The organism is Lacrimispora sp. 38-1, assembly GCF_049890855.1.
Taxonomy (GTDB): domain Bacteria; phylum Bacillota; class Clostridia; order Lachnospirales; family Lachnospiraceae; genus Lacrimispora.
Genome location: NZ_JBANEW010000055.1, coordinates 81,180 through 103,083, shown reverse-complemented (window position 1 = coordinate 103,083; position 21,904 = coordinate 81,180). Strand labels below are relative to the sequence as shown.

At 43.5% G+C, this 21,904-nt stretch carries 21 protein-coding genes; 16 read left to right on the top strand and 5 right to left on the bottom strand.

Annotated features, from left to right (window positions below):
• Positions 1-13: 13 nt before the first annotated feature.
• Positions 14-373, bottom strand: a complete 360-nt coding sequence (locus V7D18_RS14585) for a PqqD family protein (RefSeq protein WP_426155090.1) — start codon at positions 371-373, stop codon at positions 14-16.
• On the bottom strand, positions 370-2,280 hold the full coding sequence (locus tag V7D18_RS14580) for an OPT family oligopeptide transporter (RefSeq protein ID WP_426155088.1): 1,911 nt from the start codon (positions 2,278-2,280) through the stop codon (positions 370-372). The genes V7D18_RS14585 and V7D18_RS14580 overlap by 4 nt, the downstream gene beginning before the upstream one ends.
• Before the next feature lie 476 nt (positions 2,281-2,756).
• Between V7D18_RS14580 and spo0A the strand changes: the two genes are divergently transcribed.
• The 9 genes from spo0A (at position 2,757) to V7D18_RS14535 (ending at position 9,564) form a co-directional block, all read left to right on the top strand.
• A complete protein-coding gene (gene spo0A / locus V7D18_RS14575) occupies positions 2,757-3,563 on the top strand; it encodes a sporulation transcription factor Spo0A (RefSeq protein ID WP_117417437.1) in 807 nt (268 codons plus the stop codon).
• A gap of 98 nt (positions 3,564-3,661) precedes the next feature.
• Positions 3,662-5,107, top strand: a complete 1,446-nt coding sequence (glgA, locus tag V7D18_RS14570; protein WP_426155086.1) for a glycogen synthase GlgA — start codon at positions 3,662-3,664, stop codon at positions 5,105-5,107.
• 39 nt (positions 5,108-5,146) lie between these two features.
• Entirely contained in the window at positions 5,147-5,716 is a 570-nt protein-coding gene (locus V7D18_RS14565; RefSeq protein WP_426155084.1) for an HD family phosphohydrolase, read from the top strand.
• Between the two features lie 13 nt (positions 5,717-5,729).
• A complete protein-coding gene (locus tag V7D18_RS14560) occupies positions 5,730-6,188 on the top strand; it encodes a divergent PAP2 family protein (protein ID WP_426155083.1) in 459 nt (152 codons plus the stop codon).
• 111 nt (positions 6,189-6,299) lie between these two features.
• The gene (locus tag V7D18_RS14555; RefSeq protein WP_117417441.1) at positions 6,300-6,857 is read left to right on the top strand and encodes a putative ABC transporter permease; all 558 of its coding nucleotides are present in this window, start codon (positions 6,300-6,302) and stop codon (positions 6,855-6,857) included.
• 79 nt (positions 6,858-6,936) lie between these two features.
• Positions 6,937-7,533, top strand: coding sequence for a Maf family protein (locus tag V7D18_RS14550; protein ID WP_426155080.1), 597 nt, complete (start codon positions 6,937-6,939; stop codon positions 7,531-7,533).
• Entirely contained in the window at positions 7,530-8,315 is a 786-nt protein-coding gene (locus V7D18_RS14545; RefSeq protein ID WP_426155078.1) for an HAD family hydrolase, read from the top strand. The genes V7D18_RS14550 and V7D18_RS14545 overlap by 4 nt, the downstream gene beginning before the upstream one ends.
• Positions 8,316-8,330: 15 nt before the next feature.
• Positions 8,331-9,302: a peptidylprolyl isomerase gene (locus tag V7D18_RS14540; protein ID WP_426155076.1), complete on the top strand. Its 972-nt coding sequence runs from the start codon at positions 8,331-8,333 to the stop codon at positions 9,300-9,302.
• A gap of 28 nt (positions 9,303-9,330) precedes the next feature.
• Positions 9,331-9,564, top strand: a complete 234-nt coding sequence (locus V7D18_RS14535) for a hypothetical protein (RefSeq protein ID WP_426155074.1) — start codon at positions 9,331-9,333, stop codon at positions 9,562-9,564.
• 39 nt (positions 9,565-9,603) lie between these two features.
• On the opposite strand, the gene V7D18_RS14530 is transcribed toward V7D18_RS14535, so the two are convergent.
• On the bottom strand, positions 9,604-10,890 hold the full coding sequence (locus tag V7D18_RS14530; RefSeq protein WP_426155073.1) for a M18 family aminopeptidase: 1,287 nt from the start codon (positions 10,888-10,890) through the stop codon (positions 9,604-9,606).
• A 190-nt stretch (positions 10,891-11,080) separates the two neighbouring features.
• Between V7D18_RS14530 and V7D18_RS14525 the strand changes: the two genes are divergently transcribed.
• From V7D18_RS14525 to V7D18_RS14510, 4 genes are all read left to right on the top strand, one after another.
• Complete coding sequence (locus V7D18_RS14525) at positions 11,081-11,578, top strand: DUF5721 family protein (protein WP_426155071.1); 498 nt, start codon at positions 11,081-11,083, stop codon at positions 11,576-11,578.
• A 149-nt stretch (positions 11,579-11,727) separates the two neighbouring features.
• On the top strand, positions 11,728-13,731 hold the full coding sequence (htpG, locus tag V7D18_RS14520) for a molecular chaperone HtpG (protein ID WP_426155069.1): 2,004 nt from the start codon (positions 11,728-11,730) through the stop codon (positions 13,729-13,731).
• A 190-nt stretch (positions 13,732-13,921) separates the two neighbouring features.
• Positions 13,922-14,764 (top strand): DegV family protein, encoded by an 843-nt coding sequence (locus V7D18_RS14515; protein ID WP_426155067.1) that lies wholly within the window; start codon positions 13,922-13,924, stop codon positions 14,762-14,764.
• Positions 14,765-15,098: 334 nt separating this feature from the next.
• Positions 15,099-16,304, top strand: coding sequence for a CapA family protein (locus V7D18_RS14510; RefSeq protein WP_426155065.1), 1,206 nt, complete (start codon positions 15,099-15,101; stop codon positions 16,302-16,304).
• Between the two features lies 1 nt (position 16,305).
• On the opposite strand, the gene V7D18_RS14505 is transcribed toward V7D18_RS14510, so the two are convergent.
• A complete protein-coding gene (locus tag V7D18_RS14505) occupies positions 16,306-17,250 on the bottom strand; it encodes a TIGR01212 family radical SAM protein (RefSeq protein ID WP_426155063.1) in 945 nt (314 codons plus the stop codon).
• A 170-nt stretch (positions 17,251-17,420) separates the two neighbouring features.
• On the opposite strand from V7D18_RS14505, the gene V7D18_RS14500 reads away from it, so the two are divergent.
• From V7D18_RS14500 to V7D18_RS14490, 3 genes are all read left to right on the top strand, one after another.
• Entirely contained in the window at positions 17,421-18,719 is a 1,299-nt protein-coding gene (locus V7D18_RS14500) for a galactokinase (RefSeq protein WP_426155061.1), read from the top strand.
• A gap of 80 nt (positions 18,720-18,799) precedes the next feature.
• The gene (locus tag V7D18_RS14495) at positions 18,800-19,447 is read left to right on the top strand and encodes an AAA family ATPase (RefSeq protein ID WP_117417453.1); all 648 of its coding nucleotides are present in this window, start codon (positions 18,800-18,802) and stop codon (positions 19,445-19,447) included.
• A 120-nt stretch (positions 19,448-19,567) separates the two neighbouring features.
• Entirely contained in the window at positions 19,568-21,418 is a 1,851-nt protein-coding gene (locus V7D18_RS14490) for a sensor domain-containing diguanylate cyclase (protein ID WP_426155059.1), read from the top strand.
• A gap of 34 nt (positions 21,419-21,452) precedes the next feature.
• Here the strand turns inward: V7D18_RS14490 and V7D18_RS14485 are convergent, their stop codons facing one another.
• Complete coding sequence (locus V7D18_RS14485) at positions 21,453-21,875, bottom strand: DUF134 domain-containing protein (protein WP_426155056.1); 423 nt, start codon at positions 21,873-21,875, stop codon at positions 21,453-21,455.
• Positions 21,876-21,904: the final 29 nt, after the last annotated feature.

The window sequence follows — 21,904 nt, the reverse complement described above, 5'->3', positions numbered from 1 at the left end:
TCCATATGTGATTTTACAGAGATTCTTGCCTGAAACTGATAAATCCATAGCTGTGGAGTACCTGGAAGTACTTGGAGAGACGTTCATATAATGGTGAGGCTTCGTCACCAAACCGTTCCTTTACAGAAGCGGAAAGGTTTAAGATATCCCTGCTGCCATCAATCAGGCACCAGACAAAGCTTCCCATTGGATCCAGATGAATGTGGCTGATCCTTGGTTTATGAAAAAATCTCTGGGCAAAACGGTGAAATATTCCCCTGTTTTCCACATCCAGTGTCACCAGACCGCTTTCCTCCACAGTCCAGAGAATATGTTCTGCCCGAACCGGTATCCGATCCAGATAGTTTCCGCTTTTTTTATTTATGTCACTCATTTTTTCACTTTCTTCCAGACTGTAAATTTAAGCAGGCTTAAGATCACAAGCCCAAATAAAACAAGGCTGCCAAGATCCAATACAGGAGAAGGAAGATTGAGTTTTGAGGATAAATCCAGGGACTTGTCCAGACCAAATACTGCTAAAAGCGCCAGCAGGATACCTACCAGACCTTCTCCGGCAATCATTCCCGAACAGTAGAGCATTCCATCGCTGATCAGCTGCTCTTTTTCCTTTTTGTCGTCCTTTTTCATTCTGTCAAAGTAGAGGCGTACAAGACCACCCACCATGATGCATGCATTTAACTGAACAGGAAGATAAACACCGATTGCAAAGGGAAGAACCGGAATTCCAAGTATCTCCACAGCAGCAGCTAAAAAGACTCCCATAAATACCAGTGCCCATGGAAGGTTGTTATCCATAACGCCTTCAATAATCATCTTCATCAGCATGGCCTGGGGAGCGCCCAGCTGCTCAGAACCAAAGCCCCATGCTGCGTTTAACAGATATAAAACGCCGCCAATTGCAAAAGCGGCAGCGACCACGCCGATCAGCTCACCGATCTGCTGCTTTTTTGGTGTGGCTCCAAGCAGATAACCGGTTTTTAAATCCTGTGACGTATCACCGGCAATCGCAGCAACGATACAGATAATGGAACCGATGGCAATCGCACCTTTCATTCCATGGATTCCGCTGTCTCCGGTTGCTTTTAAAGCGATGGTTGCAATCAGAAGTGTCGCAATCGCCATACCGGAAACAGGGTTATTGCTGCTTCCTACCAGACCTACCATTCTGGAAGATACGGTAGCGAAGAAAAATCCGAAGATTACAACAATGACGGCTCCTATAAGGCTCACCGGAATGACCGGAACCAGCCAGACGATAATGGTGAGAAGAGCGATACCTCCCAGAATTACCTGAAAGCTTAAATCCTGTTCTGTACGAAGACCGCTGCCGGCACTGTTCTGCCCCAGTCCTTTGATGGCATCCCGGAAGGTACGGATAATTAACGGCAGAGATTTTACAAGGCTGATGATACCTCCTGCAGCAAGTGCACCGGCGCCGATGTAACGGATGTAGGTTCCCCAGATTGCTCCGGCACCTCCCTTAGCAAACATCTCACCAATGGGAGCAGAACCAGGATACAGGGTTAAATCGGCTCCGAACAGAACGATGGCAGGGATGAACACCAGCCAGCTGATAATACCTCCTGCAAACATATAGGAGGAAATCCTTGGTCCACAGATATATCCCACGCTCATGACCGCCGGGTAAATCTGTGTTCCGATCTCACCGGCGTAGCCCTTCACCCGGAAGGATACTTCGCCTGGAACCAGTTTGATGCCATCGATGATAAACTTAAAGACTGCGGCAAATCCCATTCCGGCAAATACCGTAGATGCATTAGCACCGCCCTCTTCGCCGGCAAGCAGAACCTCAGCACATGCGGTTCCTTCCGGATAAGGAAGAATTCCGTGTTCTTTCACAATCAGTGCGTTTCTGAGCGGAACCATGAAAAGAACACCGAGGATGCCTCCAATCAGAGAGATGAGGGTGATCTCAAGGATACCAGGTGTTTCCATTTTTCCTTCTGCAGCCCATAAAAAAAGTGCAGGAAGCGTAAAGATAGCTCCTGCAGCCAGGGATTCGCCTGCAGAACCAACCGTTTGAACAATGTTGCTTTCCAGAATGGAGTTTTTCTTCATGATTACCCGGATCACGCCCATGGAGATAACTGCGGCGGGAATGGATGCGGAGATGGTCATACCGACGCGAAGCCCGAGATAGGCATTTGCAGCACCGAAGACTACAGCCAGAATGATACCCAGAACAATAGAGGTAACAGTAAATTCCGGAGTGACCTTTTCAGCAGGTATGTACGGTTTAAATTCGTTTTGTTCTTTCATATGTATTTCCCCCTAATTTTTTATTCAGTACCAATTATATCCATTTCTTTAAAAAGGAGCAAGTATTATTGTGCTTTTTTTATAATAAAAAATACTTAAGTCATAATTATATTAGCATAATGCTTAAATAATCATTGCCAAAAATATGCCAAAACACCATGAAATGCTTTTATTCCCATTCCTTATGTGTTAGTATAATAGATAACAGCATTGGAATTGACATTTTTTTTGACGACAAGTAGTTTCAATTTTCAACACCGGTAAAAAAAAAGGGGGAAACATGGATTCAGACCGGACAGGACCTTTTCTTCATTCGACAGTGGGACAGTAAGACCAGAATCCCATATTCGATAAAACAAACGTTTTTCTTGTCGAATAATGCGATAGAATCACGTTGCGGCATGAGCTGGGGCAAGATTATAATGGCTATACACTAGTTTTCATTTATTTTGAAGAATCAGGAGGAGAGTATCAATATGTCAGAAATCAGTATCGCTATTGCAGATGATAACCTGCAGACCTTAAATCTGCTGAATGATATACTGGAAGGAGAGGAGGATTTTCATGTAGTAGGAAGAGCGGATAACGGCGAAGACGCCTATAACATGATCCTCAAAACAAATCCGGATGTTGTCTTATTGGATGTGATTATGCCGAGAATGGACGGAATTACAGTAATGGAGCGGGTAAGAGGAAATGGTGCTGTGACAAAGATTCCCTCATTTATTATGGTAACAGCCGCAGGCAGTGAGAATATTACCGAAGATGCATTCCGAATGGGGGCGAATTATTACATAATGAAGCCGTTCAACAAGGAAGTTATCGTCGATAAGGTGCGAAGAGTAGGGCAGAGAAAGACAAAAGCGCCCAGTCTTCAGGGAATGAAAAAGGTGAAGCCTTATGTCAATAAGACAGAGTATATGGAGCAGAATTTAGAAAATGATGTAACCCAGATGCTTCATGAAATCGGAATTCCTGCACATATTAAAGGATATCAGTATTTAAGAGATGCCATTGTGATATCGGTTCAGGATCAGGAGATGCTCACTTCTGTCACAAAGATCCTTTATCCTTCCATTGCCAAGAAACATCAGACGACTCCCAGCCGTGTGGAGCGTGCCATCCGCCATGCCATTGAGGTGGCCTGGAGCCGTGGAAAGATGGATACCATCAACGAACTGTTTGGATATACCGTGAGTACAGGCAAAGGAAAACCCACCAATTCCGAGTTTATCGCACTCATTGCTGATAAAATAAGGCTTGATTACAAAAAACTTTCATAAAACTTACAGGAAAGATACTTCCTTATTTTCTGAAAATGCAGTATACTATAGCATAACAGACAATGCCCGGAAGGGAAAAGGATAAGGGAGGTTTTTGGATGAAGAAGATTTTATTCGTTGCATCGGAGGCAGTACCTTTTGTAAAAACCGGTGGTCTCGCAGATGTAGTGGGATCCCTTCCCAAGTGCTTCGATCAGGAATATTATGATGTGAGAGTTATGATTCCCAAATATCTTTGTATCAGGGAAGACTTGAGAAACCAGATGACTTACGTAGATCATTTCTATATGGATTATCTGGGACAAAGCAGATATGTGGGGATTCTTCAGTGTATCTGGGACGGAATTACCTTCTATTTCATTGATAATGAAGGCTATTACCAGGGGGCAAAGCCCTATGGAGACTGGTATCAGGATTTAGAAAAGTTCTGCTTCTTTTCACGTGCCGCCTTATCTTCTCTTCCGGTAATCGGTTTTCAGCCGGATGTGGTTCACTGCCATGACTGGCAGACCGGTTTGATTCCTGTTCTGTTAAAAGACCGGTTCCGGGAAGGAGATTTCTTCCGGAACATGAAATCGGTGATTACCATTCACAATTTAAAGTTCCAGGGTGTCTGGGATGTAAAGACGATACAGGCGTTAACTTGTCTGCCTGATTATTATTTTACCCCGGATAAGCTTGAAGCCTACAAGGATGGAAATTTATTAAAGGGCGGCATTGTATATGCAGATGCCATCACAACAGTCAGCGAGACCTACGCACAGGAGATAAAGATGCCTTTCTATGGAGAAGGCCTTGACGGTCTGATGCGGGCCAGGGAAGGAAGCTTAAGAGGCATTGTAAACGGAATTGATTATGACGAGTTTGATCCTGAGTCAGATTCGTATATTATACAAAACTATAATCTGCGTAATTTCCGCAAGGAAAAGGAAAAAAATAAAACTGCGCTTCAGACAGAACTTTCACTGGCGCAGGATGAAAGTAAGTTTATGATTGGAATCGTCTCTAGACTGACCGACCAGAAGGGACTGGATTTAATCCAGTGCGTGATGGATGAGATGTGTCAGGACGATATCCAGCTGGTTATTCTTGGTACCGGAGAAGAGCGGTATGAGAATATGTTCCGCCACTATGCATGGAAGTATCCGGATAAGGTTTCTGCCAATATTTATTATTCGGAGGCAATGTCTCATAAGATTTATGCTGCCTGTGATGCGTTTTTGATGCCGTCTTTGTTTGAACCCTGTGGTTTGAGCCAGCTGATGGCGCTGAGATACGGCACTGTGCCCATTGTCAGGGAGACCGGAGGTTTAAAAGATACGGTAGAGCCCTATAATGAGTATGAGAGTCAGGGAACCGGATTTTCCTTCTCTAACTATAATGCTCATGAGATGCTTGGGGCTGTCCGGTATGCACAGCGCATTTATTACGACAAGAGACGTGAGTGGAACAAGATCATCGACCGGGCTATGTCGAAGGATTACTCCTGGAAAACTTCAGCCATGAAGTATCAGGAGCTTTACGACTGGCTGACTGGCTGTTAAGCTGGTCCACATTATTAAGAAGGAAGAGACAGAATAACCATGAAAAATATGTATTTAACTCCGGAGGAGAAGCAGGGAGCACTTGAGTGGGCAGAAGATACCTCCTGGGTGGAACTTGAAGATTATAATATGGATTTGGAGTACCTTGCCTGTGTGAAGGATATCTTAGACCACAAGGTATTCCAGTCCATGGATAACTATATGCAGCATGGAGATACTACATGCAAAGCTCATTGTATTAAGGTATCCTATCTAAGCTACTGCATATGCAGAAAATTTGGCTGGGAATATAAAGAAGCAGCAAGAGCAGGTCTTCTTCATGATTTCTTTCTGTATGACTGGCATACGCATGCCAGAGAGACCGGAGAACGTTTCCATGGTTTTACTCACCCGAGGGCTGCTTTAAAGAATGCAGTGAAGCATTTTGAGTTAACGGAGAATGAGAAGAACATGATCCTGCGGCATATGTGGCCGCTGACACCGGTTCCGCCAAGAACAAAAGGCGGAATGGTGATTATTTATGCGGATAAATTATGCGGTTTCGTGGAAACCACTGCAAGGATTAAGCGTTGGTTATTATACGGTTTTGGCAGAAAAAGCGCGGCATAAGATGGAGGAAACCATGAAATTATGGGAAGTGATTCTTAAGAATCAGGTTTTAGTGACTGCTGTCACCGGCTGGCTGGTGGCACAGGTGTTAAAAACATTGATTGACATGGCTCTTAGTAAGAGTTTTAACCCGGAGAGGCTTGTGGGATCCGGCGGTATGCCGAGCTCCCATTCCTCTACGGTTTGTGCATTGACGACCGCCGCCAGTTATCGTTATGGCGTCGGTTCTTTTGAGTTTGCCATCAGTTTTGTTCTCTCCATGATTGTGATGTATGACGCCATGGGAGTACGAAGAGAAACAGGAAAACAGGCAAAGCTGTTAAACAGTATATTGTTAGAAAATCCCCTGAAGCTGAACGGTGAGATTTTACAGGAAAAATTAAAGGAATATGTTGGGCATACTCCTCTTCAGGTTGCAGCAGGTGCCATTCTTGGCATTTTACTTGCTGTCTTTATGGCTCAATATTACTAATAACAAAGAAAAATTTTGGGGAATCGTAAGAAAATAACCCTTGATTTCTTTAGATATCCATATTATACTTTAACAAGTTAAAAAATTGTTAAATTTGGAGGCAAATTGGATATGTCAATTTATCATAGGATAAACTGTTTTTTCCTATTCAGCTTTCTGGGTTATCTTCTTGAATGCGCTGTACTCAGCTATGAAAATAAAAGACCGGTCTTTAATCGGGGATTTGGACATGGACCGTTCTGCATCATATATGGATTCGGATCTGTTGGGGCGACGATGCTGCTCAGTCCTTTTATTGACAGTCCGGTGCGCCTGTATTTCGCCTCAATGGTGATGGCAACTTTCATGGAGCTTGTTACGGCTTATATGATGATTAAGCTGTTTGGATCATTCTGGTGGGATTATAGCAGGAAGCCATTTAACTACAAGGGAATTATCTGTCTGGAGAGCAGTATTGCCTGGGGATTTCTTGGTATTTTCTATTTCCGTTTTCTGAATGGATTTGTGAATCAGGCGGCAGGAATGATTCCGGACAATTTTCAGCGTATAACGGGGATGTTTTTCCTGATTTTTTATGCAACAGATTTTGTATATACGATGAGAATGCAGCTGAGAGCGGATTGTGAAGAAGATGAATCGTCCTTAGTCGGACGTCTGAAAGTATATTAAAGATTGGCGGGATTCGTAATGGGTCCCGCCTGTTTGCAATTTCATGAGACTGTCAGTTTAAGAATAAGAGAGGGTACCAATGATAAGTGATATTAAGATTGTGCTTGCTTCGGCATCACCAAGAAGAAAAGAACTTTTAAACCAGGTCGGTCTGAATCCTCTTATAGAACCCAGTGGGATTGAAGAGATCATAACTACCACAATTCCAAAAGAAGCAGTAATAGAACTGTCTCTGCAAAAAGCGGAGGATGTGGCAAAAAAACAGCTGCCCGGCACTGTCGTTATAGGAGCGGATACTGTGGTGGCTGCAGGAGGTAAGATTTTAGGAAAACCGAAAACCCATGAAGAAGCCTTTGAGATGATTGATTCCTTTCAGGGGAAAACTCATAACGTTTTCACCGGTGTGACACTGATCCTTTGCGGAGAGAATAAAATGAAAGTCCGTTCTTTTGCAGAGCAGACGGATGTTCATGTATACCCTATGACACAGGAAGAGATACGTTCCTATGCAGAGGAAGAGGAGCCTATGGATAAAGCAGGCGCATATGGAATCCAGGGACGGTTTGCTGCATTTATTAAGGGGATTGACGGAGATTACAGTAATGTAGTAGGATTGCCTGTAGGACGTGTCTATCAGGAATTAAAGAAGATATGTGAGCAGGAGGAAAAAGAATGATAAAACTGATTGCATCAGATATTGACGGAACACTGGTGCCAGACGGAGGCTATGAGGTTCCGGCCGAGCTTCATGAAGTGATACTGAAATTACGGGCAAAGGGAATTCAGTTTGCTGCAGCAAGCGGAAGACAGTGGGCTAGTATTGAATCCATCTTCGATCCGGTGAAAGAAAAAATATTCTATCTCTCTGACAATGGTGCTTACATAGGCTGTCATGGCAGAAATCTGTTTCTAAATCCAATTGAACACAAGACTGTTATGGATATGGTGGCTGATGTCAGGGGAATGGAAGGACTTGAGGTCATGCTGAGCGGCCCTGATGTGGTTTACTTAGAGACGAAAGACCCGGATTTTATTGACTGGATGGTAAACGGATACAAATTCCGTGTGGAAATGGTGGATGATTTAACAAAAGTTCAGTCCGAATTTATCAAAATAAGCGTTTACCGGAAAACAGATGTGGAAACCCATACCAGACATTTGAGAGAAAAATATGGAGACCGGTTAAAGATCACCATAGCCGGAGATATGTGGATGGACTGTATGAGACCTGGAACGAATAAAGGTGAGGCGGTAAAGCTTCTGCAGGAAAGCCTTTCCATCACGCCGGAAGAGACCATGGCATTCGGCGATCAGTTAAATGATATTGAGATGTTAAATCAGGCATACTACAGCTTTGCCGTAGGCAATGCCAGAAAAGAAGTAAAACATGCAGCACGGTTTCAGACCGATACGAATTTAAATCAGGGCGTATTAAAGATACTGAAGCTGCTTTTATAAGAAAGAGGGGTGCGTATGAAGAATCTGCGCAGATACTGGGGAAGACTCCTTTTGATTGCGGCGGCAGTATCCGCCATGCTTTCCGGCTGCAAGACGGAGATTCCCCTTGTATCGGAAATTAAGGATACGAAGCTATACTCTCTGCCCCAGTCCATGATCATTCTGACGACGGAGAGAAATAAATATCAACAGCTTTATACCAGTCAGATCTGGGGAGTGGAACTTCCTGGCGGCCAGACCTTTGAAACCTATCTGATGGATCAGGTAAAAGAATTTCTCCAGGAGATGAGGATGATGAATCTTCTTGCTGAGAGTAAGGGAGTGACCCTGACAAGCGGGGAAAAGGAAGAGGTACGCAAGGCTGCGGAGGAATATTATGCTTCTCTGACTCCCGATGATATTGCATATATGGGAGTGACCCAGTCAGATGTGAGAACCATGTATGAGGAATATTATCTGTCTAATAAAGTAGTGGTGGAGCTGACCAGGAATATGAATCTGGAAATCAGTGACAGTGAAGCCAAGGTAATTGTGGTCGATGAGATTGTGATGTCAGATAAAGCTGCTGCAGAAGAAGTTCTTTTAAAGACAAAGGAGCAGGGGGCTGATTTTCCGGCCATTGCCAGAGAATACTCAGAAGATGGTACCATCGAACGTAAGATTGGAAGAGGAGAGAAGCCGGGAGCGTTGGAAGATGCGGCTTTTAGTCTGGCAGCAGGCGAGATCAGCCAGGTGACAGAGTATGAGGGGAAATATTATATTATCCGGTGTGTCAGCGATTATGATGAGGCTGCGACCCAGGAACGAAAGTCAGGTTTATATACCAGCCGGAAGAAAGAGGCATTTGACCAGATCTATGCCCGGTTTAAGCAGGATCATGCTGTTACATTCAGCAATGACACGTGGAAGGATCTTAAATTTTCCAAAGAAGATAAAACCACAACCGCCAGCTTTTTTGAAATATACAAAAAGCATTTTCCAGATTGAATCATAAGGAAGGAAGAGTAGGACACCAATGAAGCAGGAAGAGATTCGCAGTGGGAATAAACGCAGCCGCAGGCGGAAGGGAAAACGCGGACAGGAACTGTTTACGAGAGGCATCATGTTTCTATTATTCTTTCTGCTTTTGGTTGTACTGACTGCAGGAGGGTTGTTTGGATACCGTTATGTTCAGGGAAATAAAACTTCTTCTGAAACCCTGGAATCCAGCCGGGAGGTATTGCCGGAAACCATGGGGCAGCTTCCATAAAAAAGGAAATCAGCCAGTTTGTGGCTGATTTCCTTTTTTTTAAGCGTGAAAGAAGGCTTCGGCCAGTCTGACAAGTGCTTCCTGGTCTTTGACACCCATAAGCTCTCTGGCCGAATGCATGGCAAGCATAGGAACACCTACATCCACTGTACGTATGGTCAGAAGGGCAGAAGAAATGCTTCCCAGAGTTGAGCCGCCTTTTACATCAGAACGGTTTGAAAACTTCTTATAAGGTATGTCATAGGCGCGGCAGATGCCCTCGATCACGCCTGTACTGGAGGCATCGGTTGCATAGGCCTGACTTGACGCCAGTTTGATGGCTACTCCGTCTCCCATCATGATCTGATTCTTTATATCACATTTTTCACCATGGTTTGGATGAATGGCATGAGCCACATCCATGGAGAGAAGAAATCCGCTGAGCAAAGCATTCAGAAAATCGGTTCTCGTATAACCAAGAGAGGCGTAAATCTTCTCCAGAATATGTTCGGTCAGTGCGGAAGCAGCTCCCTGCTTTGTGTGGCTTCCGATTTCCTCGTTGTCATACAGGGCAATGGCATGGATTCCACCCTCGTGTGTATCTGCAAGAATGCCGCTTAAGCATGCAGAAACGGAAGTGATATTATCCAGTCTGGGTGAGGAGTAAAATTCATTTTGCAGACCAAGTGTGGTTCCTGACTCATAATTGTAGATGCAGATTTCATAGTCCAGAATGTCCTCTTTCTTTACTCCTGCTTCTTTTGCAAGCGCATCGATAAAAAAGCTTTCTTTGTTCAACTCATCGGTGATCCGGGCTATGAGTGGAAGCATGTCCACCTGGGCATTTAAGGCAAACCCTTCATTGGCATTGCGGTTCATATGTATGGCCAGATTAGGAATAGTAAGAACAGGCCGGGAAAAATCAACGAAGATTGTTCTGGGTTTCATGAGTGTATCGCCTGTTACGCTGACCTTGCCTGCCATGGATAAGGGACGGTCAAACCATGTACCTAAGAGAGGACCGCCATAAACCTCCACATTTAACTTTCCATATTCCAGAGAGGTTACTTCAGGAGAAGGTTTTACTTTTAAACAGGGCCAGTCCGTATGGGACGCAGCCAGCTTAAGACATGGGATATTTCCCAGCTCCCTGCCTACGGTAAATGCGATTAAGGTGGAGTCAAATGCGTTTATATAGTAGGAGCCGCCCTGTTTTAATTCCCAGGACTCTGCTAAAGGCAGTTCTTTAAATCCACTGGCAGTAAGCTGACCGGCAGCCGCCAGAATACAGTGATAGGGAGAAACGGATTTTGCAATCAGTTCTTCCAGCTGTTTCATATGATTCATATCATTATCCTCTTTTCTGATGTCCTATTGGTTTCCTGTCTGAAACCGGTGAATCTATTATAGCATAGAAGACAGTGGTTTGGAATACCGGGAGAGTGTGAGAAATCCAGGGTGAGAAATCCTGCGTTGACATTGGAAGAGTATCCGTTGTATAGTTAACGGAGAAAATACGGACGGGGAGAATGAAACCATGATTGCGCTGAATATAGAAGAGATGAAGCCTTTTACAACCAAACTGTTTGTAGGAGAAGTCTTTGACCGGTTTCTTGTAAAAGAGGCTTCTGTTACTACCTTTAATACATTTACCATTGACGGAGCCATACGGTCCGGCTATTATACAGAGGAAGAGAAGGAAGCACTGAATTTAGGGGAGCTGTCTACCTGGGCCATGATGAAGCCCTTTTGTTTTTCTCTGATAAAAGGGAAGCGGCTGCCTGGAAGCTTTAAGATTATTATGCAGATGCCAAAAGAGGATACGCAGCGTTTCCTTTCTGAAAGAAGTATTTCCCTAACCGCCAATGAGGTTAAGGGACTGTATATTAATATAAGATACGAGGAAGACCGCCTGACCTGTGTGACAGGGACCTCGGTTTCTGTTTTTACTCTGGACAAGACATTAGATCAGGAATGGGACCAGGCATTTAAGGAGTTTTTAAAGCAAAACCAGATCCTTTATCTGGAAGAATAATATTATCAGCACTCAAACGGTTTGAGTGCTGATTTTCTATTGACATTTCCATTTCTGCGTATTAGAATATTCTTTGCAGGTATAATTTGTAAAAATTCCATGATGGTCATGGAACAAAAATAGAAAAAGAGAGTAAGGAGTGTTCTGATATGGCAAAAACAGGAAGCTTAACAATCAACAGCGAAAACATTTTTCCGATTATTAAAAAGTGGTTGTACTCAGACCATGACATTTTCTACCGTGAGCTGGTGTCCAATGGTAGCGATGCGATCACAAAGCTGAAAAAGCTTGATATCATGGGTGAATGGCAGAAGCCGGATGATCTGGAGTTTAAGATTGAAGTGATTACGGATTCCAATGAAAAGACCATTACTTTTAAAGATAACGGTATCGGTATGACCATGGAGGAAGTGGATGAATACATCAATCAGATCGCTTTTTCCGGAGCTAAGGATTTCCTTGAGAAGTATAAGGACAAGACCAATGAAGACCAGATTATCGGACATTTCGGACTTGGTTTTTACTCAGCTTTTATGGTTGCAGATAAGGTGACGATCGACACAAAGTCCTATAAAGAGGGATCAGTTCCGGTTCACTGGGAGTCTGACGGCGGTACGGAATTTGAGATGGAAGAAGGGGATAAAGAGGAATTCGGTACTACCATTAAGCTTTATCTCAATGAAGACTGTCTGGAGTTCTGTAATGAATACAGGGCCAGAGAAGTTTTAGAGAAATACTGTTCCTTTATGCCCGTTGCAATCTACTTATCCAATTTATCAGCAGAGCCTCAGTTTGAGACCATTGAAAAGGAAGAGCTGACTGATAAGGATACTGTGGTTGAGACGATTGTTGAGGAAGCTAAAACAGAGGAAGTGGAGAAAGAGAACGGCGAAAAGGAAACCGTGGAGGTTTCTCCTGCCAAAGAAAAATACAAGATTAAAAAGCGCCCGGTTACAGTGAATGATACCAACCCTCTGTGGAATAAGCATCCCAATGACTGCTCAGAAGAGGATTACAAGGGCTTTTACCGCAAGGTATTCCATGATTACAAGGAACCGTTATTCTGGATTCATTTAAATATGGATTATCCGTTTAACTTAAAGGGAATTCTCTATTTCCCCAAGCTTAACTTAAATTATGACAGCCTGGATGGTACTATTAAGCTGTACAACAACCAGGTATTTATTGCAGATAATATCAAGGAAGTAATACCGGAATTCTTAATGCTCTTAAAGGGTGTGATTGACTGCCCGGATCTTCCGCTGAATGTATCAAGAAGTGCACTGCAGAATGACGGATTTGTAAAGAAAATTTCAGACTACATCACAAAGAAGGTAGCGGATAAGCTGACCGGTATGTTTAAGACAGACCGCGAAAATTATGAGAAATACTGGGCAGATATCAATCCATTTATTAAATTCGGCTGCTTAAAAGATGAGAAATTTGCGGAAAAGATCAATGATTCCATTCTCTTTAAGAACCTGGAAGGCAAGTATTTAACACTGGCAGACTGTCTGGAAGAGAATAAGGAAAAGCATGAAAACCGCGTATTCTACATTACGAATGAAAAGGAACAGAGCCAGTACATTAACCTCTTTAAAGAAGCTGGCCTGGATGCGGTATATTTAACAGAGAACATTGATAACCCGTTTGTGGGCTATTTAGAGCAGAAGAATGAAAACGTGAAGTTTTTATGTATTAACTCCGACTTATCCGATATTTTCAAAGAAGAGGTTTCTGAAGAGGACAAAGAATCCATGAAGTCTGATGTGGAAGCATTGACAGAACTTTTCCGTAAGGCTTTAAATAAGGAGAATTTAGAGGTTAAAGTTGAGAAGTTAAAGAACGATTCCGTATCTTCCATGATCACTGTTTCTGAAGAATCAAGACGTATGCAGGAGATGATGAAGATGTACACCATGCCTGGTATGGATGCTTCCCTTTTTGGAGCAGGAGGCGAAACTCTGGTTCTTAATTATAACAACAAGCTGGTTCAGTATGTGTTAGGCCACAGGGACGGAGCTCATACCAATGCGATTTGTGAACAGCTTTATGATCTTGCTGCTTTAAGCCACGGATCCCTGACACCGGAGCGTATGACAGGCTTTATTGCAAGAAGCAATGAGCTTATGTTAGTAATGGCTGAAGAATAAAAAATTCAGTCTCATAACAGATCATAAAAAAGATGGATGCCAAAAACAGCAGGTCTTCAAATAGAAGGCAGCTGTTTTTGACATCCATTTTTTTCATATTAATTCTATTGACAGACGAACTTTGTTTCTCTATAATATATAGTAATGAATACTACATGATAAGTTTCGTGCCAGGAGGAAAAATATAGATATGAGCTATAAAATCATTGGGGACAGTTGTACAGACCTGACGCCGGATCTGAAGAAAGATCCCCACTTTCAGATCATTCCGTTAATTTTGCAGGTCGGCAATACTCAGATAATAGATGATGAGACGTTTGATCAGAAGCGTTTTCTTGAGCTGGTGAAGAGCAGCAGTGAGTCTCCTAAGACAGCCTGTCCGTCTCCTGAGTTATATAAAGAGTCATTTGAATGTGAGGAGGATGAGATTTTTGTCATCACTCTTTCTGAACATTTAAGCGGAAGCTATAACAGTGCAGTTTTAGGTAAGAAGCTGTATGAAGAGGAACATGGAAAAGACAGTAAGAAGATTGCAGTGTTTGGATCAGATTCTGCTTCATGCGGACAGCTTAATATCGCTATTTACATCCAGTCTCTCTGCCAGGCATCTCTTCCCTTTGAAGAGATTGAAGATAAGGTGAGAACTTATATAAAGAATATGAGGACCTATTTTGTGCTGGAAAGCCTTGATACGTTAAGAAAGAACGGACGTCTTACCGGACTGCAGGCCTTTTTTGCAACAGCCTTGAATATCAAGCCTGTTATGGGAGCTGAATCCGGTGTGATTATCAAGCTTGACCAGGCCAGAGGAATCAACAAAGCACTGACCCGTATGGCTGATATTGCTATAAAGGAAGCTGGAGATACCAGGAACAAGGTACTGGCAATCGCTCATTGCAATAATCCGGAGAGGGCAGAATTTGTAAAGCAGGAGATGTTAAAAAGAGGAGTATTTAAGGACATAATGATTACTGATACAGCAGGTGTGGCTACGGTATATGCCAATGACGGCGGGATTATCATGACCCTGTAAGTCAGGAATGACTGTGGTTCATACATGGAAGAAAAGCCGGTTTTGCAGAGAACAGGAAGAGGGATTCCTTTCTGCAGATCAGGCTTTTTTTTGTTGCCTTTTTCTGCATCCCGCTGCGTCCTCTTCATTTGACAAAACCATGGAACCAGTGTAAGATGTAAAAATGGGAATTAATACCATAGAATATATAAGGGAAATGTTATGAATTATCCACAGGTAAACGGTGGAAAAGTGAGTTACTGAGTCGTAGATGGGGAAAAAAGATCAGTATTTGTGGAAAAAGTTATGAATCAGTCAAAAATATGTGGAAATTATTAACAATCTGGAGGAATAAATGAAGAAGACAAATGGAACCATGAAATTTCTGATTATCCTTCCCGTATTGCTGTTTGTATTGCTGGCAGGGTGGATCGGAGGAACGGAATGGAAGGTGAGACAGGGCGGCAGAGAAGCAGCCAGCAAAGCTGACAGGGAGACTCCCGCTTCTTCTGACCAACAGACCGCTAAGGCATCCGTGGAAGAAAGCAGCAGTGAAGAAGTTGTGACTGTGGCGGAAGAGACGAAAGATTCCAGTACAAACCAGGAGCAAAAGCCGGTGGTTCATCTGCTTTTTGCGGGAGATATATTACTTTCTACTCATGTTACGACGGCATACGATAAAAGCGGTGGCATAAATGGGGTACTTGATGAGGGAATGCGCAGCGAGATCAGTAAGGCAGATATCTTTATGGCTAACCAGGAATTTCCATTCAGCAGCCGCGGGTCAGCTGCGCCGGACAAGCAGTTTACATTCCGGTTAAATCCTGACCGGGTGACAATGATGAATGAAATTGGAGTTGATATAGTAACAATTGCCAACAATCATACGCTGGATTATGGTACGGATGCGCTTTTGGATACCTGTACGGCATTAGACGGAGCAGGAATACGCTATGTCGGAGCAGGGCCGGATATGAACCGGGCAAAACAGCTGGAAACCATGGAAGTGAATGGAAAAACCTTTGGCTTTCTTGCAGCTTCAAGAGTTTATCCCGATCCGGACTGGGTGGCGAACAGCAAAAAGCCCGGTATGGTAAGCGGATACGATCCTTCCATACTTCTCGAGGAAATCCGGAAAGCCAGGAGTTTATGTGACTATCTGGTAGTTTATGTTCACTGGGGAGTGGAGCGGGAAGAAAAGCCCAGGGACTACCAGCGGCAGCTGGGACAGCAGATCATCGATGCAGGCGCAGATCTGGTTGTGGGAAGCCATCCTCATGTACTTCAGGGAGTGGAGTATTATAAGGGAAAACCAATCTGCTACAGTCTGGGCAATTTTATTTTCGGAAGCAGTATTCCTAAAACAGCTCTCATGAGAGCAGAGGTGAATTTTGACGGGAATACTACCAGCCTTTCTCTGGTCCCGGGAACCTCTGGCGCCGGATTTACGAAAACACTGACAAAACCGGAAGACATAAAAGGATTTTACCAGTATTTTCAGAACCTTTCCTTTGGTATTACAATTGATGACAATGGTGTCATTCATAATAACGGCAATTAAATCAGACGAGGTATCTGTCACCCTGGCAGATGCCTCTTTCTTTTAATCGTTTGGCCAGAGTATTTAAGACCAGCCGTTTGTTTCCGCTCCATAAAGGTGCAAGAAGAAGTTCTTTTGGACCATCTCCGCTTAACCGGTGTATCACGACAGATGGAGGCAGAAGGGCGATGCAGTCAATTACCAGATCCGTATATTCCAAAAGAGAATATACGGGGACTGTGCCCTTTTTATAAAGAGACGCCAGGTCAGTTCCTTCCAGTATGTGAAGCAGCTGCAGCTTGATCCCGTCTATGCCGTGTTCTCCTAAATGTCCCAGATAGCGGATGGTTTCAAAAATCATATCGTTCGATTCTCCCGGAAGCCCTAAAATAACATGGGCAATCACAGTTATTCCAGCTTCTTTTAAATTCTGGTAAGCATTATAAAAGTCGGACAGTGGGTAACCTCTCCGGATGAATTCCGCCGTGGATTCATGGATGGTCTGGAGTCCCAGTTCCACCCAGACCGGTTTGATCCGGTTTAACTCCTTTAATAAAAGAATGATATCAGGTGGGAGGCAGTCCGGCCTTGTAGCAATGGAAAGGACAGCTATATCAGGCTGGGAAATGGCCTGTGTAAAAAGTTCCCGCAAATAGTCTGCAGGCGCGTAGGTATTGGTGTAGGACTGAAAATAAGCGATATAGAGCCCATCTTTTGTATTCATCTTCAGAGAAACCCGTTTTTTGGCAGACTGAATCTGTTCTGCTACGGAAGCATGAAGTTTTCTTGATTCCGCGAATTCACCGGAGCCGCCGCTGCTGCAGAAAATACAGCCCTTTGTTCCCAGAGAGCCATCACGGTTTGGGCAGGTCATGCCTCCGTCTAAGGCAAGCTTATAGACTTTCTGTCCGTATTTCATTTTCAGTTCATAATCCAGAGCGTGGTAAGGCTTGTCATTCCAGAGCATGAGGACCTCCAAAGTTTTTGATTGTTTCATTTTACAGGAGGGGAAAAGGGAAGTCAAATTATTTTATAGCTTTTCGTAAAATATTATATTGTGAAAACTTTGGCACTTATGTTATACTCGAGACAATGGCGTTTGTCTGCCAATGAATGGGGAAAAGGAGATTTTGCAGCATGAAAACAGATGAAACAATCCGGTTTTTGGAATCCGAAAAGGCAGGAAAACTGATGACTGCTTTATATGGGGAAGAAGCGGCAGGAGAGAATATTGTAAGATATCAGAACCTGATCAATGACTTTAGAAAACATTTTCCGGAAGAGGACGTGCTTTTATTTACATCACCCGGACGTACAGAAATAAGCGGAAATCATACGGATCACAATCACGGCAAAGTGCTGGCAGGAAGCATTAATTTAGACTGTGTTGGTGTGGCTGCAAAAAACAACAGCACCGTCGTAAATATTGTGAGTGTGACTTACAACCAGAGCTTTACCATTGATCTGACTGATTTGTCCCCAAGCGATAAAAAGGCCGGAACCATAGATTTGGTAAAGGGGCTTTTAAAGGGATTTTTAGAGAAAGGTTATCAGATCGGTGGGTTTAACGCCTATATAACCAGTAATGTAATCAGTGCCGCAGGGGTCAGCTCTTCTGCTTCCTTTGAGATGCTTCTCTGTTCTATATTGAATACATTTTTTAATGACAGCCGCATGGATACAGTGGCTTATGCGCATATCGGAAGATTTGCGGAAAACGTCTACTGGGATAAGGCTTCCGGTCTGCTTGACCAGATGGCATGTGCAGTGGGCGGTCTGATTACCATTGACTTTAAGAATCCTTCCCAGCCGGTTGTGGAACAGATTGATTTTGATTTTGCATCCCAGAATCACAGTCTGATCATTGTCAACACAGGAAAGGGACATGCGGATTTAAGCGCCGATTATTCTTCCGTACCTGCGGAGATGAAAAAGGTGGCGGAATTTTTTGGGAAAGAAGTCTGTGCGGATATATCTGAAGAAGATGTCATTGGCCGCTTAAATGAGGTGCGGGAATTCGCAGGAGATCGTTCCGTACTCCGTGCTCTTCACTTCTTTGAGGAAAATAAGCGTGTGGATGCCGAAGTGGCCGCATTAAAAGAGGGAAGATTTGACGAATTTTTATCAAATATTACTGCTTCCGGAAATTCTTCATGGAAATGGCTGCAGAACTGTTTTACGAACACCAGCTTCCAGGAACAGGGAATTACGGTTGCTCTGGCACTTACGGAACTGTTTATTGCCAGAAAAAAGCAGGGAGCGTGCAGAATTCACGGAGGCGGTTTTGCCGGAGTGATTATGGCTGTTCTGCCTAATGAGATTGCAGAAGAATACATTTCCTATATGGAAAAAACCATGGGAGAAGGCAATGCTTACCGAATGAGCATCAGACCTTACGGTTCCATCTGTTTTAATACAGTTGCAGAACAATATTAATTGTAAATCCTGCCATAATAGAGTACAATAGAAGCAAGAAATCCTTCATATATCATGTAAGGGAAAAGGAGGCAGGCATTATGAATGAAAAAAGTAATCTGATCATCACCATAGGAAGACAGTACGGAAGCGGCGGACGTATTGTGGGAAAAGCTCTTGCAGAGGAACTGGGAATTCATTTTTATGATGAGGAGATTCTGACGATCACATCGGAACAGAGTGCGGTTGGAGAAGTTTTTTTCCGCCTTGCAGATGAAAAAGCCGGCAATAATTTACTGTACCGGATTGTCAGCGGATTAAAGCCTCAGCTTGGAAGACCTTCCACCGATGCAGACATAGTAAAACCGGAGAATTTATTCCGTTTTCAGTCACAGGTCATAAAAGAACTGGCGAAAGAGGAATCCTGCATCATTGCCGGAAGATGTGCGGACTATATTTTAAGCCGTGATGAAGAGAATGTTCCGGGACTTGTGAAAATATTTGTTTATGCAGATACACCCACACTGGTTCAGAGAACCATGGAAGTTGATAAAGTGGATGAGAAAGAAGCAGCCAAGCGCGTAAAGAAGATTAACAAAGAGCGGAAAGAATATTACCGCTACTATACCGGAGAAAACTGGGAAGACTGGAACAACTATGATCTCATCATTAATACCAGCCGGATTGATTTGGAACAGACGGCCAGGCTGATTAAGGATTATATAAAATTAAGAGGAATTGAAGCCTGAAAGATATTGTAAAACCGTTGATGCAGAGATATAATGAATATTAGAAGTGAGAAAAGCCGGCTGGAATAATTTCCACTGGCTTTTTTCAGAAAACGTATTTTCAGAACGGAGATCACTTATATGAACAACGGAAGAGACTCCAGGATTACATCTGTGATCGCGGGCATGTTCAGTGTTCTTATTTTGCTGGTCCTTGCTTTTATTTTCTTATCCAGTCAGCAGGAAAAGCTGAATCAGGAATTCAATCAGTTGATTTACTCAAGTCTTACTTCCTTTACACATGCACAGAAAAATCAGATCTTAAAGATAGCCGATGATGCAGGAGATATAAGATCCGGCGTGGAAAGTATGATGGAGGCAGCCGGTCTGTCTCCGGAAGATCAATGGCTGAATACTTACCTGACGAAGATGGAGCAGGAGAATCCGGATTATAAACTGAATTATGTCTCATGCAGCAATTGGAAAGAAACCATATCCGGAGAAGGAAGACGAGAGCTTTATGAACAGGTTTTAAACAGGAAGACGGGTGTACTGGATATTGAGGTCCCCCTGGAAAACCAAACGGAATACATATTTTCGGTGGCCGAGCCGCTGAACGTGAATGGTACGGTGGTGGGGGTTTTGTTTTCCTCTTTTCAGACGGAGGAGCTTGGTGGGGGAGCCGGAAAGCATTTGCCGTTTAAAAAAATCTATACACTGATCATAGAACCGGATGGCAGCATTCTTTATTCCAATGGTGATCAGAATTTGATTAAAGGCAATTTATTTTCCTCCATCAAAAGTGATGAGATTGAAAGTCAGAGTGCAGAAGCCATTAAAACACGAATTAAAAAAGAAGATTCTTTCACTACCTCTTTTTCCAGGAACGGAAAAAACTATTATATTTCAGTGATGAAAGCAGGGGTAAATGACTGGAGTCTTGTTAATTTTGTCCGTTCTCCTGATATCATGCTGCATTCAGAATATGTATTCGGCATGTTTTTTGGAACGGCCCTTCTGCTGATTCTGCTGACACTTGCTGGCTGCAGCTGGATATTCTTATTATTTTACACACAAAAACAGAAGCTTCAGCTGGAGTCAGAACGGTATTCGGTTCTGTCTCAGTTCACAGACACACTGCTTTACGAGTATGATTATGAGACAGATACCATAGAATTTACTTCCAATGCCAGAAGAAAACTATTCCTGGAGAGATTAAAGACAAGAGGGGTTTTAAGGCTGAACAGAGGCGGATATTTAATCCACCCCGATGACTGGCAGAACGGAGACCGTCTCCGGTGGGCGCTGCTTGGCAGTAAGCCGGAAGAGGTACGGTATTGCAGAATCCGCTTAAAAGGACAATCGGGAGAATACCGGTGGTTCAGCTGTCAGTATAAAATTCTTCCAGGACAAGCTGACCGCAAATCCCGTATGGTTGGCAAGCTGGAGGATATTACCGATCAGCTGGGGAGAGAGGAGATGCTCCTTAACCGCGCAAGAAAGGACCCGTTAACTGGTGTGTATAACCGGTCGGGTGAGCAGATTATCGATGGAAAACTGGCACTTCTGAGCATCGGTGTCTTCTTCATGATCGATCTGGATAATTTTAAGGAAATCAATGATTCCTGCGGACATGCGGCAGGCGACCAGGTTTTAACCAGAGTAGCGGAAGCTCTTGATAAGCTGGTGGGCAGGGATGGGATTGTGGCAAGAGTAGGCGGAGATGAGTTTGTGGTCTTCATTCCTGAGGACCTGGAGGTACAGCAGATTACTGATATGGCTGAGTCTATTCTTGAACTGATGGATCATACGGAAGAGGGATATTATACGGTGATCCGGGTTTCTGCAAGCATCGGCATCGCCGTTGCTCCAAAAGATGGGAGCAGCTATGAAGAACTGTATAGTGCAGCCGACAAGGCCATGTACTATATCAAACAGAACAGTAAAAAAGGATTTGCTTTTTATAAAGGAGAAGGAAAGGAACATGCATAAAACCGGAATCAGCTGACTCCGGTTTTATGCATGTTCAATCAGGAAGATGGGTTTCTTTTTTACAGAATTTATTTTTTCCGCAGCAGATATCAGCTCTGCTCTGATCTGTGCAATGTCCCAGCAGACCTCTGCGTCTGGAGCAATTCTTTCCGCAGCAGAAACGGGATTCGGAGCACAGAGTATAGTTCCCGCCCTGGATGATCAGTTTTTTCCCATTTACGATAGCATCAGAGACTTTGCCTCTGGCATTGTCATAGATTGCCTGTACCGTTGTTCTTGCCACATTCATCTGTTGGGAGCATTCATTCTGGGTAAGATGAAGGTGATCAATTAAGCGGATCACTTCATATTCGTCCACTGACATCTCTACAGTCATTAATTTATCTTTGTTGCAGGGGGCGAATTCTATTGTTTCAGGCAATTCACATACACGGCGTTGTTTTACGGGTCTGGCCATCTTATCTGTCACCTCATTTCAAATAAGGT

What these genes read in the sequence shown, in the direction of transcription:
- V7D18_RS14515 (WP_426155067.1), top strand. Translation starts at nt 13,922, where the DNA reads ATGAGCTATAAAATCATTGGGGACAGTTGTACAGACCTGACGCCGGAT.
- V7D18_RS14510 (WP_426155065.1), top strand. Translation starts at nt 15,099, where the DNA reads ATGAAGAAGACAAATGGAACCATGAAATTTCTGATTATCCTTCCCGTA.
- V7D18_RS14490 (WP_426155059.1), top strand. Translation starts at nt 19,568, where the DNA reads ATGAACAACGGAAGAGACTCCAGGATTACATCTGTGATCGCGGGCATG.
- V7D18_RS14555 (WP_117417441.1), top strand. Translation starts at nt 6,300, where the DNA reads ATGTCAATTTATCATAGGATAAACTGTTTTTTCCTATTCAGCTTTCTG.
- V7D18_RS14540 (WP_426155076.1), top strand. Translation starts at nt 8,331, where the DNA reads ATGAAGAATCTGCGCAGATACTGGGGAAGACTCCTTTTGATTGCGGCG.
- V7D18_RS14560 (WP_426155083.1), top strand. Translation starts at nt 5,730, where the DNA reads ATGAAATTATGGGAAGTGATTCTTAAGAATCAGGTTTTAGTGACTGCT.
- V7D18_RS14535 (WP_426155074.1), top strand. Translation starts at nt 9,331, where the DNA reads ATGAAGCAGGAAGAGATTCGCAGTGGGAATAAACGCAGCCGCAGGCGG.
- V7D18_RS14485 (WP_426155056.1), bottom strand. Translation starts at nt 21,875, where the DNA reads ATGGCCAGACCCGTAAAACAACGCCGTGTATGTGAATTGCCTGAAACA.
- V7D18_RS14505 (WP_426155063.1), bottom strand. Translation starts at nt 17,250, where the DNA reads ATGCTCTGGAATGACAAGCCTTACCACGCTCTGGATTATGAACTGAAA.
- V7D18_RS14585 (WP_426155090.1), bottom strand. Translation starts at nt 373, where the DNA reads ATGAGTGACATAAATAAAAAAAGCGGAAACTATCTGGATCGGATACCG.
- V7D18_RS14565 (WP_426155084.1), top strand. Translation starts at nt 5,147, where the DNA reads ATGAAAAATATGTATTTAACTCCGGAGGAGAAGCAGGGAGCACTTGAG.
- V7D18_RS14545 (WP_426155078.1), top strand. Translation starts at nt 7,530, where the DNA reads ATGATAAAACTGATTGCATCAGATATTGACGGAACACTGGTGCCAGAC.
- V7D18_RS14525 (WP_426155071.1), top strand. Translation starts at nt 11,081, where the DNA reads ATGATTGCGCTGAATATAGAAGAGATGAAGCCTTTTACAACCAAACTG.
- htpG (WP_426155069.1), top strand. Translation starts at nt 11,728, where the DNA reads ATGGCAAAAACAGGAAGCTTAACAATCAACAGCGAAAACATTTTTCCG.
- V7D18_RS14530 (WP_426155073.1), bottom strand. Translation starts at nt 10,890, where the DNA reads ATGAATCATATGAAACAGCTGGAAGAACTGATTGCAAAATCCGTTTCT.
- spo0A (WP_117417437.1), top strand. Translation starts at nt 2,757, where the DNA reads ATGTCAGAAATCAGTATCGCTATTGCAGATGATAACCTGCAGACCTTA.
- V7D18_RS14495 (WP_117417453.1), top strand. Translation starts at nt 18,800, where the DNA reads ATGAATGAAAAAAGTAATCTGATCATCACCATAGGAAGACAGTACGGA.
- glgA (WP_426155086.1), top strand. Translation starts at nt 3,662, where the DNA reads ATGAAGAAGATTTTATTCGTTGCATCGGAGGCAGTACCTTTTGTAAAA.
- V7D18_RS14580 (WP_426155088.1), bottom strand. Translation starts at nt 2,280, where the DNA reads ATGAAAGAACAAAACGAATTTAAACCGTACATACCTGCTGAAAAGGTC.
- V7D18_RS14500 (WP_426155061.1), top strand. Translation starts at nt 17,421, where the DNA reads ATGAAAACAGATGAAACAATCCGGTTTTTGGAATCCGAAAAGGCAGGA.
- V7D18_RS14550 (WP_426155080.1), top strand. Translation starts at nt 6,937, where the DNA reads ATGATAAGTGATATTAAGATTGTGCTTGCTTCGGCATCACCAAGAAGA.